The sequence below is a fragment of the Adhaeribacter rhizoryzae genome, assembly GCF_008629685.1.
Taxonomy (GTDB): domain Bacteria; phylum Bacteroidota; class Bacteroidia; order Cytophagales; family Hymenobacteraceae; genus Adhaeribacter; species Adhaeribacter rhizoryzae.
This window is the reverse complement of the sequence record NZ_VWSF01000001.1, coordinates 330,917-346,924: the sequence shown is the minus strand read 5'-3', so window position 1 is coordinate 346,924 and position 16,008 is coordinate 330,917. Positions and strand designations below refer to the sequence as shown.

Below are 16,008 nucleotides of genomic sequence, written 5' to 3'. Positions count from 1 at the left end.
CCGAAATGAACACTAACTACTAAAAGTCACAAGCCAAACATTGAGTAATATTTACCAATCGAACCGCCTACTTTATATTACTTCCCGGTTACAAGATCAGTTTAAATACCCTGCAAGCAAATTTTATTTAACCCAACGCCACTTGCCTAAAACAAAAAAGCAACGGAGAAAACAGCTAATAAAACAGCTTGTTTTCTCCGTTGCCGGATAATATTTTATCAAAAAACGGCAGGCTTGCCCGACTTACCGGACACAGGCTACAGAAACAGGCAGGTGCGCAGCATCAGACCGATTATTACCGGCACTGCCTTTTCGTATTAATATACGATGTAACCGTCTGCTACTGCTTTTTTCAAAACAGCAGAAATACCGTTTTTATTGATAGTTCTGATTGCAGAAGTAGATACTTTTAAAGTAATCCAGGCATCTTCTTCAGGAACATAAAATCTCTTTTTTTGCAGGTTAGGATAAAACTTGCGTTTTGTTTTATTGTTCGCGTGCGAAACATTGTTACCTACCTGTGGTCTTTTTCCGGTTAAATCACAAACTCGTGCCATTGTAATATTGTCAGTTTATCTAAAGGGACGCAAATATCGGAATTTATCCGGTAAAACCCAATAGCAGGTTAAATATTTTTCTAATCTGCCCCGGATGGTTGCGGTTTTGTAAACCCATACGGGCAGTGTTTACAGCCGTTTTTACAGCAATAACCGCGTTTCCGAAGATAATTTTCTGTAAAAACCAGCAGGCCCTGTTCGTTAAAATAATAATCTTCGGGCGCTAAAGGCGGTTGTTTAGACTTACTCAATCTGGGGCAGCTTAGGTTTTCTATCAGGGTTATTTGGAGGCAAAAGTAAGCCATATTTTCGGGTAACACCAACCTTGCCCGGATGCCACTCATTTTTTATATCTTCTTCTTTACCTACTTTTGCCCCAATGCGCCGTTAATATTAAGAGCCATAATCAGGGCCGTGTTAAACCTTTAACTCCGAAGCTTATGCAGCACACCACCAGTACCTCCAGCCAGGATGCCATTGCCCTCGAAGATAAATACGGTGCCCACAACTACCATCCGCTGCCGGTAGTACTGGCGCGCGGCGAAGGTGTTTTTCTCTGGGACGTAGAAGGCAAACAATATTACGATTTTTTATCGGCTTACAGCGCTGTAAACCAGGGCCATTGCCATCCTAAAATAATTAATACCCTGGTAGAACAGGCCGGGCGATTAACGCTTACTTCGCGGGCTTTTTACAACAACAAACTCGGCGAATGCGAAAAATATATCTGCGATTATTTTGGCTACGACAAGGTTTTGCTGATGAACTCCGGTGCCGAAGCCGTAGAAACTGCCATTAAACTGGCTCGCAAATGGGGATACGAACAGAAAGGTATTCCGCGCCACGAAGCCGAAATTATTGTGGTAGAGCAAAACTTTCACGGGCGCACCACGGGCATTATTTCGTTTTCTACCGATCCGGATTCTACCCGTGGTTTTGGCCCGTACATGCCTGGCTACAAAGTTATACCTTATAATAACTTAGAAGCCTTAGAAGAAGCGCTGCAAAATCCGCACGTTTGTGGCTTTCTGGTAGAACCCATTCAGGGCGAAGCGGGCGTGGTAGTGCCGGATGCCGGCTATCTGGCGGCTGCCAAAGCCCTTTGCCAAAAACACCACGTGCTGCTGCTGGCCGACGAAATACAAACCGGCTTAGGCCGGACCGGGCAATTACTGGCCTCTTGTTACGAAGGCGTGCACCCCGATATTTTAATTTTGGGTAAAGCCTTGTCGGGCGGCGTGTTGCCGGTTTCGGCCGTGTTGGCCGCCGACGAAATAATGCTGTGCATCAAACCCGGCGAACACGGCTCTACTTTTGGCGGCAACCCGCTGGCCTGCGCCGTAGCAGTAGCCGCGCTGGAAGTTATCCGGGAAGAGCACCTCTCCGAAAATGCCCGTATGCTGGGCGAAGTTTTCCGGCACCGCATGGAAACCCTCCGGACCACATACCCGCAATTAATTACCCTGGTGCGGGGCAAGGGCCTGTTGAATGCCATAGTAATTAATCCTACGCCTGATGGCCGTACCGCCTGGGACGTGTGCGTTGCTTTAAAAGAAAACGGACTGCTGGCTAAACCAACGCACGGCGATATTATCCGGTTTGCGCCCCCGCTGGTTATTACCGAAGAACAACTGCACGCGTGCTGTGATATTATTGCCCAAACCATTGCTGAATTTTAAAGCTAATCTATTTGTTAAAAAAAGAGCCTAACGGCTTTTAACTTAAAACGAACCTTATACCAACTATGAGTAGTATGTTAAGACGGCCCCGCCGTAACCGCAAATCCGAAGTAATCCGAAATTTAGTACAGGAAAACAGTGTAACCGTAAACGATTTAATATTCCCGATATTTGTAATAGAAGGCCAGAACCAGGCCGTTGAAATAAGCTCGATGCCGGGCATTTACCGTTACAGCACCGACCGGATGCTCGACGAAATTGCCGCCTGCGTAGATTTAGGCTTGAAAGCTTTCGCGCCTTTCCCGGTAATACAAGATGCCAAAAAAGACCGCTTCGCCACCGAGAGCTTTAACCCTGATAACCTGTTTGTAAAATTTATTGCCGAAGTAAAACGCAACTTTCCGGATGTGGTGCTCATGACCGATGTAGCCATGGACCCTTACAGCTCCGACGGCCACGATGGCATTGTAGATAACGGCGAAATATTAAACGATGCCACTTTAGAAATATTAGCCAAAATGGCTTTGGCCCAGGCCCGCGCCGGTGCCGATATTATTGGTCCTTCGGATATGATGGACGGCCGCGTAGGCTTTCTGCGGAATTATTTAGATTCTAACGGCTTTCAGAATGTGGCTATTATGTCGTACACCGCAAAATATGCGAGTGCTTTCTATGGTCCTTTCCGCGATGCTTTAGATTCTGCGCCTAAGTTTGGAGATAAAAAAACCTACCAGATGAACCCGGCCAACAGCCGCGAAGCTTTATTGGAAGCTGAACTGGACACAATGGAAGGCGCTGATTATTTAATGGTTAAACCGGGCTTGCCTTATTTAGATATTGTAAAATCCTTACGCGATAATTCGCATTTACCTATTGCCGTGTATAATATTAGCGGCGAGTACGCCATGATAAAAGCGGCCGCCCAAAATGGATGGATCGATGGCGAACGGGCGATGCAGGAAATATTAATGAGTTTTAAACGCGCCGGTGCCGATATAATACTAACCTACTTTGCTAAAGAATATGCGCAATTATTAAAAAGATAATTTATTTATATAAATTTAAGACAGAAGAGGCGGCCGTTAAAGCTGCCTCTTCTGTCTTAAATATTATTGCTGTTAAAACTTAACGTAACAACAACAGTTGTTTCGATTTTTGTTCTTTACCTACCTGAACGCTGTAAATATAAATGCCGTTGGCTAAATAGCCACCCCGCTGGCCTAAACCGTTCCAGGTAATGCGGTATTCGCCGGCCGGCTGGCTGGCATCTACCAGGTTAGCCACTACCTTGCCCGCCAAATCATATATTTTTACTGATACCTGCCCCGGCTGAATTAAATTATACGCAATAGTGGTATTCTGTCCGGGCCGGAAAGGATTAGGATAATTTTGCGCTACGGTAAAGCTTCCGCCTTCGCCAGGATCGGGCACGCTTATAGTTGCCGTGTACCGTAAGCTGTACACACCGTTGCCGTGGGTGCCCACCAACACCATGTCATCAATACTCCGGCTAATTACCATTTCTACGGGCACATTGCCAATGGTGGCGCCACCTTCCTTCACCCAAATAGTATTATTGCCATTTAAAGCCGGACTAGCATACAAACCAGTACTGGTACCTACAAAAAACTTAGTATCGCCGCGGGTAGACGGTAAAATGGAGGCCCAGCGCACCGAAGGGCCGTTACCGGTACCATCGGAATTCTGTTCTAAATTGCCACCTACAGCTGTCCAGGAAGTACCACCATTGGTTGTTTCAAACAAGCTCATTACATTGTAGTTAGAGAAAACTACGATAATATGGTCGGCGTTGGTAGGGTCTACGGCAATACAATTTATATAACCATCGGCCGGAAAATTAGTGCCGGTTATTTCGGTGCGGGGCGGATTATCGCTGGCCGAAGCGTTGGTTAATTTGTACATTTTACCTTGGTCCGTGCCGAAATACACAATATTTGCCGGTGTTTTGCTCACGGCAATGGCGCTAATATTTTCGTCGGTGTTGGTGTTGGATATTATTTTCCAGTTAGTGGTTTGCTGCTCGCCAAACTTATCGCCGGTACCTACCGGAATGGCTTCTATGTTGCTGTTCCGCCACAAAGAATCGCCGGCGGGCAAATACATTACATACTGGTTATTAGGGTCTATCACGTAGGGGTTTACAAAAATATACCCGGTGCCGCCCAGCGGATCGATGCGGGCATACCCCTGAAACTGGCCGGTACTGGAAAAAGCATAGCGGTAAATAAAGCCGTTCTGCGCCGAAACAATTAAAGAATTAGCCACCGCCGCGCCAAAAGCGCCATCGCCGGTTAACAACGAATACCACTCACTGGTGGGGCCGTCTTCGTCGGCCGCGTAAGTACCATTATCCTGCATGCCGCCCATCACAAATTCTTCGCGGGTATCTAAATCCATGGCTACCGAGGTAAACTGCGTGGTTAAGTAGCCCCGGTTCAGGCTTTCCCAGCGTACAGTATCGGTGGCCAGGCTGTTTTGGGTGCGGCTTAAGCCGCCATCGTGCGCCGATACCATCCGGGCCGGGTTAGAGGGGTAAAAGGCCAGGGCATGCTGATCCGGGTGATGTTCGGGGTACTTGGCAGCCGTATTCTGAAGGGTGTAACCGCCTATCCATTTAATATTATTGCGGGAAGCAAAACCATCCGTAGACCGGTATAAATTGGTGCCCCCAATAAAAACAATATTCGGATTGTCGGGCCTTACCTCAATTACCATGTTATAACTGCTTTGGTGATCGTAGTTCCCCACCAGCCCGCCAAAAGCCGGAATATTGTTGGACCGGTTTTCCCATACGCCACCCGCGCCGCTTCCATTGCCAGATACGTAGGTATACTTCCAAAGATTGGCATCAAATAATCCGGAGCCGGGCGTATCGGCCAGAAAATAAACTACATTGGGGTTACTCGGCGAAATATCTAACACAACCCGGCGGTAAACAGTTGGCCACCCACTCGGCGTTATATCGGCCCAATTAACCCCATCGGTAGAGCGGTAAATGCCCCGGCGGGTGGCGCTGCCGGTACCGGTATTAGTCGCCTGGCTTAACGTGGCGTACATCACACCATTGGGCGCTATGTCGATATCGGTATACCGGGTTTGGTTATTAGATTGGGCAGCATTGCCGGTACCCAGCACATTACTCCAGGTATTGCCGCCGTTCACCGACCGCTGAATGCCCCCGATGGTAGCCGCCAGTACTTCATCCTGGTTGGTGTTGGCCGGATTGGTTTTTACCCGCCACACCCACTGAAACACGTTATTAAAGGTACTTACATCGTTGGTAACAGTTGCGGGCAGCACCGTCCAGGATTGCCCGTTGTTCGTAGATTTATAAATGCCATTGCCCCGGTAAGGCGCTGCCGTAGCCGAAGCCGAATTCCCTTCCAGTTCGCCGGTACCATAATACCAAATATTGGTTTTGTTGGGGCGGCGATCCTGGTCTACGGTGGTCACACTTTGAATAATTGCCGGATCGGTGGTTTTAACCCAGGAATTGCCGTTGTTAGTAGAGCGCCACATACCACCCGATACGCCACCCGCCAGAATAATATTTTCGTCGGTTACATCCAGGGCCAGTGCCCGCGTGCGGCCACCCACATTATAAGGGCCCCGGCTATCCCAGTTCTGCACCATGCCCCGGGCGTTGCGGCCAAATTTATTCAGGTTATTTAGTTCGGCCGTTGGAATACTAGCCGAAAATGCTAATTCTTTCTGGCGAATATTTTCGGGAATTTTGCCAGTTTTAGGGTCGCGCAGCCGTTTAAATTCAAACTCGTAGCGGGCCTGCGGGTCTTCGGGCGTGCCAATGCTGGATTTTACCAGCTTCCGGATTTTTTTCATGGCCGCCACGGCCGCCTTCAAATCTTTTTTGCTCCGAACCGGCTCTTCTGAATTACTGATACTAAAATAAAATGTACTACAGAATACCAGCAGCAGGCATAACCCAACTACCGTTACTTTATTATTAACTAAATTTTGATTCATCTACAGCGTAAATTATAGGCGATGCGCAATATTGTTTTTAAAAGAGTAAACTACTTTCTAACCAAGCTATTGTACCTAAAGCATATTATTTATTTGATGTTAGTTGCCACCGTATAGTTGGCAGAAAATTACTAATTAGATTTTATTTTATAACGGTATAGCTATAAACCTGGAACCAACCTTCTTTGTTTGTTATGCCATCACTTGCCCGATTCATATCGGCCTGAAAAATATTGCCAACTTTCAGGCCGGGTAATGGCTTGGTAAGTTCGGAAAAATAGCGGGCACTAGGGCTTAAAGTAAAATGAAAATAAACGTTTATTTCTTGCCCGGAGGCCAGTGGCTTATCAAACGCCGAACCGTAACCTAACACCCTTTGTACTTTTACCACCGCCTGACAAGGTACTTTCCCGCAGGGCGTATTTTTATTTGGTTCTAAAGTTGGCAAAACCGCAATTATTTCTCCTTGCAGCCGGCAACTGCCAGGAGCTATCCGATCTGGCCTATTGTTTGGCGTGGGCTGGGACATTATTTCTTTACGCGGCAATTCTCCGGGTGTTATCACGGGTTGTTGGTTAGTAATGGTGCCTGTTGCGGCCTGCGTAGTAGTGGACGGCGTTTTGCCGTGGCATGTTACCAGCATCAGCAAACTGCTACACCATAAATAAACTAATTGTTTGCTTAAAACCACCCGGCAAAAATTAACTTAGTATTAAACGCGGCGCCGCTTAATTGGTTAAGATGCCAGGAAATGGTTTAACACCCAAAATGCTTCTTAACGCTATTCCATAAGTAGTCTGGTTTATCTGTCTATCTTTTGAAAGATTCCATCTTTCAATGTTCGGTTACTAACTAAATCAATATGCCTAAGTTTGCTCCCGGCCGCGAGGCCCCGTTCGGTCCCTCGGGCTGTCTAAGCTTGTTTTCCTCGTACCTCGGAATGCTACGCACCACAACCTTAGAAGGCCCTCATTGCCCAAACTGATGTAGTTTGCGTTGTAGCTACTGCTTTTCTAGGCCTAAATCATGATTAAAAACCAACTAGCAAGCCCGCTCAACAAAGCAAATCCGCAACGATACAGATAAGCCGAACTCCTTACCTAATTTAGGGAAGGTGCCCGGAGGGCGGAAGGGTTAATCTATTCCAGAAGAAAAGCCGTGCTGCACAAGCTAGAAAGGCCGCAGAAGTACTACAGCATAACAAAGCATACTGAATAGACTACAAATAACCTTTACTTTACATAATGCCCAAACACCCTTCCTTTGGAATAAAAATAATATGAATTGGTGTTACTAACTACCATAATATTTCTTCCTAATTGTCATCTTGGAAAGATGTATTGGCTAAAAAGCCTTACAGGTAAAGAAAAGTAGAGCGGGAATTGCCTCTTTTACTTTCTAAATAATAGATGCTTCTGGAATTCTTTGAATTCTCCAGAATGTTAACAGAAGATTTTTATACTATGATAATGGGAAATGTGGTAATTACTATTTGGTATTATACCAAATAGTATAAGCTATCTTCCATAGATACGCTCTCTGTCATTTTGAAAAAATCTATTGTTTAGATGTTCTTACAGGCAACTAGCGTTAAAAGGTATATTACCTTCTTGATTTTCTAACCAAAAGGTCCTTCCAGGATGACAACAATAAAGGTGCGTTTTATGCAAGGTAATATTTACTATTTGGTATTTATTTGCTGAAAATAGCTCTCCATTTCTTAGTTATAAATAAAAATCCCATTGCGGTTAAAAGCAATGGGATTAATATATATTCAGGATATAAACTTAAAACTAAACCAAATCTTCTTCGCGTACCAACATCAGAATAGCCGATTGCGGTACAATAAAATATTTTTCGCCGTGGTAAATTATTTCAATGGCATCGCGCTGCAGGTAAATAGCTAAATCGCCTTCTTTGGCTTGTAGCGGAATATACCGTACCGGCTCCTGATCTTCCTGGTTCCAAATCTCCTCATCTAAACCATAATCGGCCGGAATGGGGTAGCCAGGGCCAACTTTCATAATATAGCCTTCCTGCACTTTTTCTTTTTCCTGCACCCCGGGCGGCAAAAATAAGCCGCTTTTGGTTTGCTCTTTGGCCGTTTTCGGCTTAATTAATACCCGGTCGCCGACAATAATTACGCTTTCCAGTTTATTTGTTTCCAAAACTCGCATGCATTTTTTTAGAACAGGGCGCAAATATACGCATAAACTTAGCACAGCGCATGTTAGCCCTGAATTTTATCGAAGTAAACCACTTAAACTTAGCAGATAACTTATTTATAGCAGTAGTAGAAACAGGACTTTCGCAAAGTTGTTCTTTAAATCCTTCCTCTACCACCTCCAAAGAGATACTTCGAATACCTTGTTTGGTAGTGATAAACAGATATTTGAACCAAACTGCTACCACAAAACGGATAAAACAGCCATTATTTTCTTTATAAAACAACTTAGCTTAAAAAACAAAAGCTGCGCTTGTAACCGCAGCTTTTGTTTACTTCTTAATCCGTATCCTTTAAGTTTATAAAGGATCGGCGGTTACCTTAAAGGTTAAATCTACTTTTACAGTAATATCGTTTAGTACGGGCTCGTCGGCGGCCCCACGAATGCGTAGCGAAATGCTGGGCGCTTTTAGGTATTTATCTAATTTTACGTTGTTAGAAGTAAGCTCCAGGCTACGGCCGGCATCGGCGGGAATATCGCGTAAATGAGCCATACTTACTTCCGGTAAATTATCGGCCGCTAAAAAAAGCTCCACTTCTTTTAAAAAACCAAAGTCTTCGTTGGCCGGGCTTTCCAGGTTCATTACAATTTTGTGCAGAGTTACATCTTTAACCAGTTCGGCTGCGGTATTTTGCCTTCTGAATTCTTCTTTGGTATCGGCCGAAATTGTTACCGGTGGCCCCAGAATAGATAAACCCGGAATAATAGCTACTTTGGGTACTGTTATGGTTTGGGAACGGTTAATGTTAAAGGTTAACAGCTTATCTACCTGCTTGCAGCCCGATAATATCAGCAAAATAGAAGTAAATAAAACAAAGGTAATTTTAGTCATAAAAGTAAAGGTAATGCTGAAGTAAACTTAAAAAAATTATATTAACCTGTAACTATCCTAAGCTTGATTTCTGGTAATAATTATTAATTCCGGCTGATTAAGCCCCCGAATATTGGTTACTGCCAACTCATGGGGTAGTTTTCGTCGATATACGGCAAAGCGGCTTCGGTCAGATACAAAGGTCTGAAAGTATCGATCATAACGGCTAGTTCGTGGGTTTCTTTTTTACCGATGCTGGCTTCTACCGTGCCAGGGTGCGGCCCGTGCGGAATTCCACCCGGATGTACTGTAAACGAAGCTAAATCAACGCCTTTCCGGCTCATAAAATTACCCGCTACGTAATACAGCACCTCGTCGGAATCTACGTTAGAATGGTTATACGGTGCCGGAATGGCTAAAGGGTGATAGTCGAACAAACGCGGTACAAACGAGCAGATAACAAAATTATTACCTTCAAAAGTTTGGTGTACCGGGGGCGGCTGGTGAATTCGGCCGGTTATGGGTTCAAAATCGTGAATCGAAAAAGCATACGGGTAAAAATAGCCATCCCACCCTACCACATCAAACGGACTGTGGTTATAGAAAAACTGGTGCAGAAAACCTTCTTTTTTTACTTGCACGTGGTATTCGCCCGCTTCCGGCTCGGAAATTAAAGTGGTGGGTGGGCGCATATCGCGTTCGCAATACGGCGCGTGCTCTAATAATTGGCCGTACTGGTTGCGGTAGCGTCGCGGCGTTTCTACCGGACTAAAAGCTTCAATAATTAATAACCGTACGGCTTCGGGATTGAACCTAAACTGGTGAATAATGGTACGCGGAATGACGAGATAATCGCCGGCTCGGAACGGTACCGTGCCCATCTGCGAGAGAAGTTCACCGCTGCCTTCGTGTACAAAAACCACCTCATCGGCCTGGGCATTTTTGTAATAATACCGCATATTTTTTTCTGAAGGGTTACAGATGCTGATAGTAACATCGTTGTTAAGCAGCAAAGTTTGGCGCGCAGCCAGGTAATCGGGGCCGGTAATAGTTTGCGCTAGGGTTTTAAGGTGCATAGGAGCCAGCGCCCGGTCTTTAAGCAATTTGGCGCTGTAAGGTACCGGGGTACCCAGGCGGGCAATGCGGGTGGGCGGGTGCAAGTGATACAACAGCGAAGACACCGCGTGAAAACCCAAAGTTCCTACCAACTGCTCAGCGTATAACGTGCCGTCCTGTTGCCGGAACTGCGTATGCCGTTTAGCCGGAATTTCCCCTAGTTTATAGTAGTAGCCCATAAATTAAAATATACTCATAATGTGGCAGTTCTACTATTTATACGAAGGTTCAGGTACTTACGGCAACTGGCCTGCTTATATCGGGCTAATTTTTTAGCAGTATTTCTCCGGGTAAATATTCCACTTCTGTTTAGCTAAGCATCCATTTTCCCATCCTGGTTACGTTAAAGAAATTGAAACTTAAACCTTTATAAAACGAAACTTGCGCTTAGGTGTTTACTACTGGGTCATCCTGAGCTTGTCGAAGGATCTATTACAACCAAATAAAAGTATATTCAGCTATTTCGACAGGCGCAACATGACTACAATAAATTGAGCGCAGTACCTAAATAATATTTAATATTGGTATTAGATTTTTTCCTGATTTGCAAATTTGAGCTACGCAAACTTAATACCGGAATTTTTATTTAGCCTAATTATAAATTACGGTTAAAACCAGTTATTTACGTAACCTGTACTTCCATAAAACCAGTATATTCTATTCTATCTGATGTTGAATTTTTTAAATAAAAATATTATGGAAGCAACATGCAATCATTGTAACCACTGGCATCCGGAGCAGGAAAAACCAGTCCCTACCCAGGATTTTGGCGTATGCGACGAACTTACTGGCCAGCACGCCATGAACCCCGAATATGTATTACCCTTGGTGCACGAAACCAGCACCGATAATACCCCTCAACAATTTGAGATGATTACCGGCGCTATGTTTGGATGTAACCATTTTACTGAACGAAAAGGCTGGTTTAAATAAAACAACGCTAAAAGCAGAAACCCTACAGCAGAAATTTTTAGCAATATTTCTGCTGTAGGGTTTCTTTTTATTACATTCATTTTCTACGGCTTACCCGAAGTGATAGAACCTCAGACTTTGTAACTTCCCTTTCATACTCCAAATGTTTGCCAACGTTTGGTGTAAGATGTGTTTAATTGCGTTTTTATCGAGTGTTGTACATCGTTATTAATTCTACAATCCAGTTTTCTTTTTCATGGTAGACAAATATTTTATCATAACAATTTTCTTTATTAATTGAAATGCTGGTATTTTGAACTGCTGAATAATTCGCGTAAAATGTACCTTCAATGGTAATTAGAAGCCAATATTCATGAATCTTGCTGTATTTTTCGGGAGCATTTTGCCTTGATTTATTCAGTTTCTCAATTTTATTTTCAATAACTGATCCGATTTTTTCATCACGAAGCGGACCGTAAGTAATACTTCTTGAATCAAAAGTTATAATTATTCGCTCTTCAACTTGTTTAAAAGCGGTTACTTTCTTTATTCCTGAAACTGGGTTATTCGCTAATTCAGTCCTTTTATTTAACCCAATCCGATCTAATTTTTCCAAACATAAATTAACAATAACCTCAACGCACTTATCTCTAACTATTTGAACGTTCTTTTCTGGTTCTATCCTTATCACTAGATTGCTTATTCCAGATTTAATTAGTCGCTCTTCAACTCGATCGAAAATCTTACGAAAGGCTTTTTCTAGTTTTATTTGAGAATGACTGCTAATTAGGGATGTTACCTCTATTCCAACTTGACTACTAGCTATTTGAACAATAACATCTGGAGGATCTTTCTCCGGCCTAATAAGGTAATATTGTGTTATCCCTCTACTTTTCAGGAAAGCATCTGTTACCCTTTTCTCAATTTCGAAGTTATTTAACATTAGTTAATATTGTACACCTATTGTATAACAGATTCTATTCCGGTTATCTGCACTATGTGCGAAAGTATTCAATTGAGCTTTATGCGTATTATTATCCGTGTAAAATAGGGTTATAAAAAGCAACAACCCACCTCCTATTTAAAGAAAGCGGGTTGAATATAGAATATTTTTACCAGCAGGTTAATAAACGTTCCTGATTATTTTTTCTGTTGCAACAGGGCAAACTGCCGGTGCTGCATTTCGGCTTGTTTTAGCTGTTTCAGAGCCTGCTGAAATTCTTCGTCCTGGTCGTGCATTATCGGGAAAGAACCCTCGGGGCCAAAGGTGTTGCGGGCAATAAAGGCTTTAATATTATTTTTGAGCAAATTTTTGGAACGGTTAAACTCCTGCGATTTGTAGGTAATTTTTAGCGCCGTAGCTTCCTGTATAAGTTGCTGCAGCATGTTATCGGTTACAGCAAACGAAGCCCGGAATTGCTGGAAATTCATTTGCTTCAGTTCTTTTTCGTGGTCGCGATAATAATTCAGGGCAAATTCGCGGACCAGGTTTTTCGCGTTTAACTGGTTCAGGTAATTGGTTAACTGGGCGGTATCGCGGGCTACAAAAACATCGGGCATAATACCGCCGCCGCCGTAAACAACGCGGCCGTTAGCCGTTTTATATTTTAAGGAATCTACAAACCGGATACTGTCGGGGTGAAAATATTCGCCGCGCTCGTAGCGTTTCGAAATATCTAATTCATAATCTTCGGCTCCGGCAGCGTAAGGTTTCTGAATAGAGCGGCCGCTGGGGGTGTAGTACCGCGAAATAGTCAGACGCAATTCCGAGCCATCGTTCAGCGAAATTGGCATTTGCACCAGGCCTTTACCAAAAGAACGACGGCCTACAATTAAAGCCCGGTCGTTATCTTGCAAGGCGCCGGCCAATATTTCGGAAGCCGAGGCGCTGCCTTCGTCTATCAGCACCACCAGCAAGCCTTCTTCAAACTCGCCTTTTACCCGGGCATACGTTTCTGAATCATACTTGGTGCCTTTGCCGTTGGTGTACACTATTTTTTGATTGCCGCTAATAAATTCATCGGCCATTTTGGTAGCTTTATCCATGTAGCCGCCGGGGTTGCCGCGCAAATCGAGCACCAGGCGCTGCATACCTTCTTTTTTCAATTTAACTAAAGCGGCTTTAAACTCATCGTAGGTGTTGGCGGCAAAGCGATTTACTTTTATGTAGCCGGTTAAGTCATCTACCATATAGCTTACATCTACCGAAACCGTGGGAATGCGGTGGCGGGCTATTACAAAATTAATCGGACTTTTTTTGTGTTTGCGCAGCACGGTCAGGTTTACTTTGGTACCTTTGGGGCCCCGCAGTTTTTCAAAAATATCCTGGGTAGTTATGCCTACGCCGGCAATATTTTGGCCATCTACTTTAATTATTTTATCGCCGGCCTGCAAACCAACCGCCGCCGCCGGGCCGCCGCTTAAAGGAGCAATTACGTGTATGGTATCCCGGAAAATATTAAATTCTACGCCAATGCCTTCGTAGTCGCCTTCGAGGTAAGAACGGGCCATATCCATTTCGGCGGCCGGAATATAAGTGGTATGGGGGTCTAGTTTTTCGAGCATGCTCGAAATAGCAAAATCCGATAACGTTTCAATATTTACCGAATCCACGTAATCGCGGTCTACGTAACTCAGAATATCGCGGAATTTAAGATAGCCTTTGGCGGTAGCCTGCGCCCCCTGCGTAGAACCCCGGAAACTGCTGGACCCAATCAGGATACCAGCGGCCAAAGCCAAAGCCAGAAAAAAAGGTAATCTTATCTGAAAAGTAGAATTTGTAGAAGTTTCACCCATACAACCAAAATTTGTATTTTTTATATACCTAAGCTCCTAAAAGCTAACTGAACAAATGTATACAAAATGTAATTATTTACTACACAAGCAAGATTATATTTTTAAATATTATTATATAAATCTAAATAATATGCTATTAAATAAGCTTAAACCTGATTATAGCAAACTCAAACAATACAATCTTTTTTACAATTATATAAAATAATAAATAATTAAAGACAGCAATATTTATTATTATAAAATTGATTTTATTTACATAATACTCCAAAAACAATATGAAACAACCGTACTTTATTTCTAAAAATAGTAAAATATTATAAATAAGCTATATCAAAATGTGTTTTGTACCCTAAATTAAACATTAACCTGGCTAAGCCCGCATAAATTTTTTTATTTTAATTAACCCGAACGGGCTGTTTGCTCCCTAATATTTTTAATTGAGTAACGCTGTATTTATTTCATTGACCCGGTTCTGAATAACTAACGGTTTTTACCTTGTTTTTTAAAGCAAAGTTTAACCCTAAAACCTCGCCGCTATTGCTTTGTTTTTAATAAGTAAGGAGATAAAATTACTTTACTATACAAATTTCAATAGCATATATTCTTAAAACTTATTACTTATAACTTTCTACTTACTTAATATTTTTAATTTAAAGCGGGTTTGCTTTAACTCCAAATAATTACAAATGCCACAGATAAGTACTAAACTAAAAAATAGTGCTTACCTTTGCGGAAACTTACGGCCTTGGGAAGAATTATCGCCATTGATTATGGGAATAAACGAGTTGGGGTAGCTGTTACGGACCCGCTTAAATTAATTGCCACGCCCCTGGATACGGTGCATGCCAAAGATATAATTTCTTTTCTGAAGCAATATCTGGCACAGGAACCCGTAGAAACCATTGTGGTGGGCATGCCCCGTACCTTAGAAAATACGCCCACCGATGTAACCAGCGCGGTGGTGGGTTTTGTACGGAAACTGAAAAAAGAGCTGCCCGCCATACCCGTTTTTACTATTGATGAGCGCTTTACTTCCCGCATGGCATTTCAGGCAATGATAGATGGCGGTGTAAAAAAGAAAGACCGCCAGAACAAAGCCACCGTAGATAAAGTAAGTGCTACTATTATTTTGCAATCTTATTTAGCTCAAAATAACTTATGATATACCCGATTGTTGCTTACGGCGACCCGGTTTTAAAAGCCAAAGGCAAAGATATTCCGCAGGATTACCCAAGCCTGCAAAAGCTAATCGACGATATGTACGAAACCATGTACAACGCGCACGGCGTAGGTTTAGCCGCGCCCCAGATTGGCAAAAGCATCCGGCTGTTTGTTATTGATTCGGCTCCTTTTGAAGAAGACGAGGAAAAGAAAAAACTGGCGGTAAAAAAAGCCTTTATCAACCCCCAAATATTAAAAGAAGAAGGCGACGAGTGGGCTTTTGAAGAAGGCTGTTTAAGCATTCCGGGCGTGCGCGAAGATGTTTTCCGGCCTGAGCGTGTTACCATACGCTACCGCGATGAGCAATGGCAGGAGCACGAAGAAGTTTTCGACGGCATGGTAGCCCGCATTATTCAGCACGAGTACGACCACATCGAAGGCATTTTGTTTACCGACCATTTATCAGGCTTTAAAAAACGCCTGCTCAAAGGCCGGCTTACCAAAATAACCAAAGGCGACGTTGATGCCGATTACCGCATGAAGTTTCTGGGTGCGAAACGGTAAATCTTTTACACTGAAAGCCTCATTTTTTAATAGGTGAAGGAACTCACTCTTGTCATTCAGGAGGAAACTATTTAGTAGGTAGCCAAATAGTTTCCTCCTGAATGACAAAAATGGGTATCAGAAGCAAAAACAATTTTTTACCAGGAACGGCGTAAAATATTAAGCAACACCCTTACTGGCTG

At 43.4% G+C, this 16,008-nt stretch carries 15 protein-coding genes; 5 read left to right on the top strand and 10 right to left on the bottom strand.

The features are described from left to right. Nucleotides 1–317: 317 nt before the first annotated feature. A complete protein-coding gene (gene rpmB / locus F0145_RS01255; protein WP_150086246.1) occupies nucleotides 318–557 on the bottom strand; it encodes a 50S ribosomal protein L28 in 240 nt (79 codons plus the stop codon). Nucleotides 558–637: 80 nt separating this feature from the next. After that, entirely contained in the window at nucleotides 638–862 is a 225-nt protein-coding gene (locus F0145_RS01250) for a DUF5522 domain-containing protein (protein WP_190277460.1), read from the bottom strand. Nucleotides 863–997: 135 nt separating this feature from the next. On the opposite strand from F0145_RS01250, the gene rocD reads away from it, so the two are divergent. Then, nucleotides 998–2,236, top strand: a complete 1,239-nt coding sequence (gene rocD / locus F0145_RS01245) for an ornithine--oxo-acid transaminase (RefSeq protein WP_150086244.1) — start codon at nucleotides 998–1,000, stop codon at nucleotides 2,234–2,236. 74 nt (nucleotides 2,237–2,310) lie between these two features. Beyond that, nucleotides 2,311–3,282: a porphobilinogen synthase gene (gene hemB, locus F0145_RS01240; RefSeq protein WP_150086814.1), complete on the top strand. Its 972-nt coding sequence runs from the start codon at nucleotides 2,311–2,313 to the stop codon at nucleotides 3,280–3,282. A gap of 79 nt (nucleotides 3,283–3,361) precedes the next feature. Here the strand turns inward: hemB and F0145_RS01235 are convergent, their stop codons facing one another. The 6 genes from F0145_RS01235 to F0145_RS01210 form a co-directional block, all read right to left on the bottom strand. Continuing rightward, nucleotides 3,362–6,241, bottom strand: coding sequence for a T9SS type A sorting domain-containing protein (locus F0145_RS01235; protein ID WP_150086243.1), 2,880 nt, complete (start codon nucleotides 6,239–6,241; stop codon nucleotides 3,362–3,364). Nucleotides 6,242–6,383: 142 nt separating this feature from the next. Then, nucleotides 6,384–6,884, bottom strand: coding sequence for a hypothetical protein (locus tag F0145_RS01230; protein WP_150086242.1), 501 nt, complete (start codon nucleotides 6,882–6,884; stop codon nucleotides 6,384–6,386). 1,150 nt (nucleotides 6,885–8,034) lie between these two features. Further along, the gene (locus F0145_RS01225) at nucleotides 8,035–8,418 is read right to left on the bottom strand and encodes a co-chaperone GroES (RefSeq protein WP_150086241.1); all 384 of its coding nucleotides are present in this window, start codon (nucleotides 8,416–8,418) and stop codon (nucleotides 8,035–8,037) included. Then, a complete protein-coding gene (locus F0145_RS01220; RefSeq protein WP_150086240.1) occupies nucleotides 8,396–8,692 on the bottom strand; it encodes a hypothetical protein in 297 nt (98 codons plus the stop codon). The genes F0145_RS01225 and F0145_RS01220 overlap by 23 nt, the downstream gene beginning before the upstream one ends. Before the next feature lie 72 nt (nucleotides 8,693–8,764). Continuing rightward, on the bottom strand, nucleotides 8,765–9,298 hold the full coding sequence (locus tag F0145_RS01215) for a hypothetical protein (RefSeq protein ID WP_150086239.1): 534 nt from the start codon (nucleotides 9,296–9,298) through the stop codon (nucleotides 8,765–8,767). Nucleotides 9,299–9,414: 116 nt separating this feature from the next. After that, nucleotides 9,415–10,572 (bottom strand): homogentisate 1,2-dioxygenase, encoded by a 1,158-nt coding sequence (locus F0145_RS01210; protein ID WP_150086238.1) that lies wholly within the window; start codon nucleotides 10,570–10,572, stop codon nucleotides 9,415–9,417. Between the two features lie 517 nt (nucleotides 10,573–11,089). On the opposite strand from F0145_RS01210, the gene F0145_RS01205 reads away from it, so the two are divergent. Continuing rightward, the gene (locus tag F0145_RS01205) at nucleotides 11,090–11,326 is read left to right on the top strand and encodes a hypothetical protein (RefSeq protein WP_150086237.1); all 237 of its coding nucleotides are present in this window, start codon (nucleotides 11,090–11,092) and stop codon (nucleotides 11,324–11,326) included. 184 nt (nucleotides 11,327–11,510) lie between these two features. Here the strand turns inward: F0145_RS01205 and F0145_RS01200 are convergent, their stop codons facing one another. Both F0145_RS01200 and F0145_RS01195 read right to left on the bottom strand, forming a co-directional pair. Further along, complete coding sequence (locus F0145_RS01200) at nucleotides 11,511–12,248, bottom strand: hypothetical protein (RefSeq protein WP_150086236.1); 738 nt, start codon at nucleotides 12,246–12,248, stop codon at nucleotides 11,511–11,513. Between the two features lie 197 nt (nucleotides 12,249–12,445). Then, nucleotides 12,446–14,101, bottom strand: coding sequence for a S41 family peptidase (locus F0145_RS01195; RefSeq protein ID WP_150086235.1), 1,656 nt, complete (start codon nucleotides 14,099–14,101; stop codon nucleotides 12,446–12,448). A 745-nt stretch (nucleotides 14,102–14,846) separates the two neighbouring features. Between F0145_RS01195 and ruvX the strand changes: the two genes are divergently transcribed. Both ruvX and def read left to right on the top strand, forming a co-directional pair. Continuing rightward, nucleotides 14,847–15,263 (top strand): Holliday junction resolvase RuvX, encoded by a 417-nt coding sequence (gene ruvX / locus F0145_RS01190; RefSeq protein ID WP_150086234.1) that lies wholly within the window; start codon nucleotides 14,847–14,849, stop codon nucleotides 15,261–15,263. After that, nucleotides 15,260–15,826 (top strand): peptide deformylase, encoded by a 567-nt coding sequence (gene def, locus F0145_RS01185; RefSeq protein WP_150086233.1) that lies wholly within the window; start codon nucleotides 15,260–15,262, stop codon nucleotides 15,824–15,826. Before ruvX ends, def begins: the two co-directional genes overlap by 4 nt. Nucleotides 15,827–16,008: the final 182 nt, after the last annotated feature.

Coding starts and splice junctions, on each gene's coding strand:
- rpmB (WP_150086246.1), bottom strand. CDS start 557: ATGGCACGAGTTTGTGATTTAACCGGAAAAAGACCACAGGTAGGTAAC.
- F0145_RS01250 (WP_190277460.1), bottom strand. CDS start 862: ATGGCTTACTTTTGCCTCCAAATAACCCTGATAGAAAACCTAAGCTGC.
- rocD (WP_150086244.1), top strand. CDS start 998: ATGCAGCACACCACCAGTACCTCCAGCCAGGATGCCATTGCCCTCGAA.
- hemB (WP_150086814.1), top strand. CDS start 2,311: ATGTTAAGACGGCCCCGCCGTAACCGCAAATCCGAAGTAATCCGAAAT.
- F0145_RS01235 (WP_150086243.1), bottom strand. CDS start 6,241: ATGAATCAAAATTTAGTTAATAATAAAGTAACGGTAGTTGGGTTATGC.
- F0145_RS01230 (WP_150086242.1), bottom strand. CDS start 6,884: ATGCTGGTAACATGCCACGGCAAAACGCCGTCCACTACTACGCAGGCC.
- F0145_RS01225 (WP_150086241.1), bottom strand. CDS start 8,418: ATGCGAGTTTTGGAAACAAATAAACTGGAAAGCGTAATTATTGTCGGC.
- F0145_RS01215 (WP_150086239.1), bottom strand. CDS start 9,298: ATGACTAAAATTACCTTTGTTTTATTTACTTCTATTTTGCTGATATTA.
- F0145_RS01210 (WP_150086238.1), bottom strand. CDS start 10,572: ATGGGCTACTACTATAAACTAGGGGAAATTCCGGCTAAACGGCATACG.
- F0145_RS01205 (WP_150086237.1), top strand. CDS start 11,090: ATGGAAGCAACATGCAATCATTGTAACCACTGGCATCCGGAGCAGGAA.
- F0145_RS01200 (WP_150086236.1), bottom strand. CDS start 12,248: ATGTTAAATAACTTCGAAATTGAGAAAAGGGTAACAGATGCTTTCCTG.
- F0145_RS01195 (WP_150086235.1), bottom strand. CDS start 14,101: ATGGGTGAAACTTCTACAAATTCTACTTTTCAGATAAGATTACCTTTT.
- def (WP_150086233.1), top strand. CDS start 15,260: ATGATATACCCGATTGTTGCTTACGGCGACCCGGTTTTAAAAGCCAAA.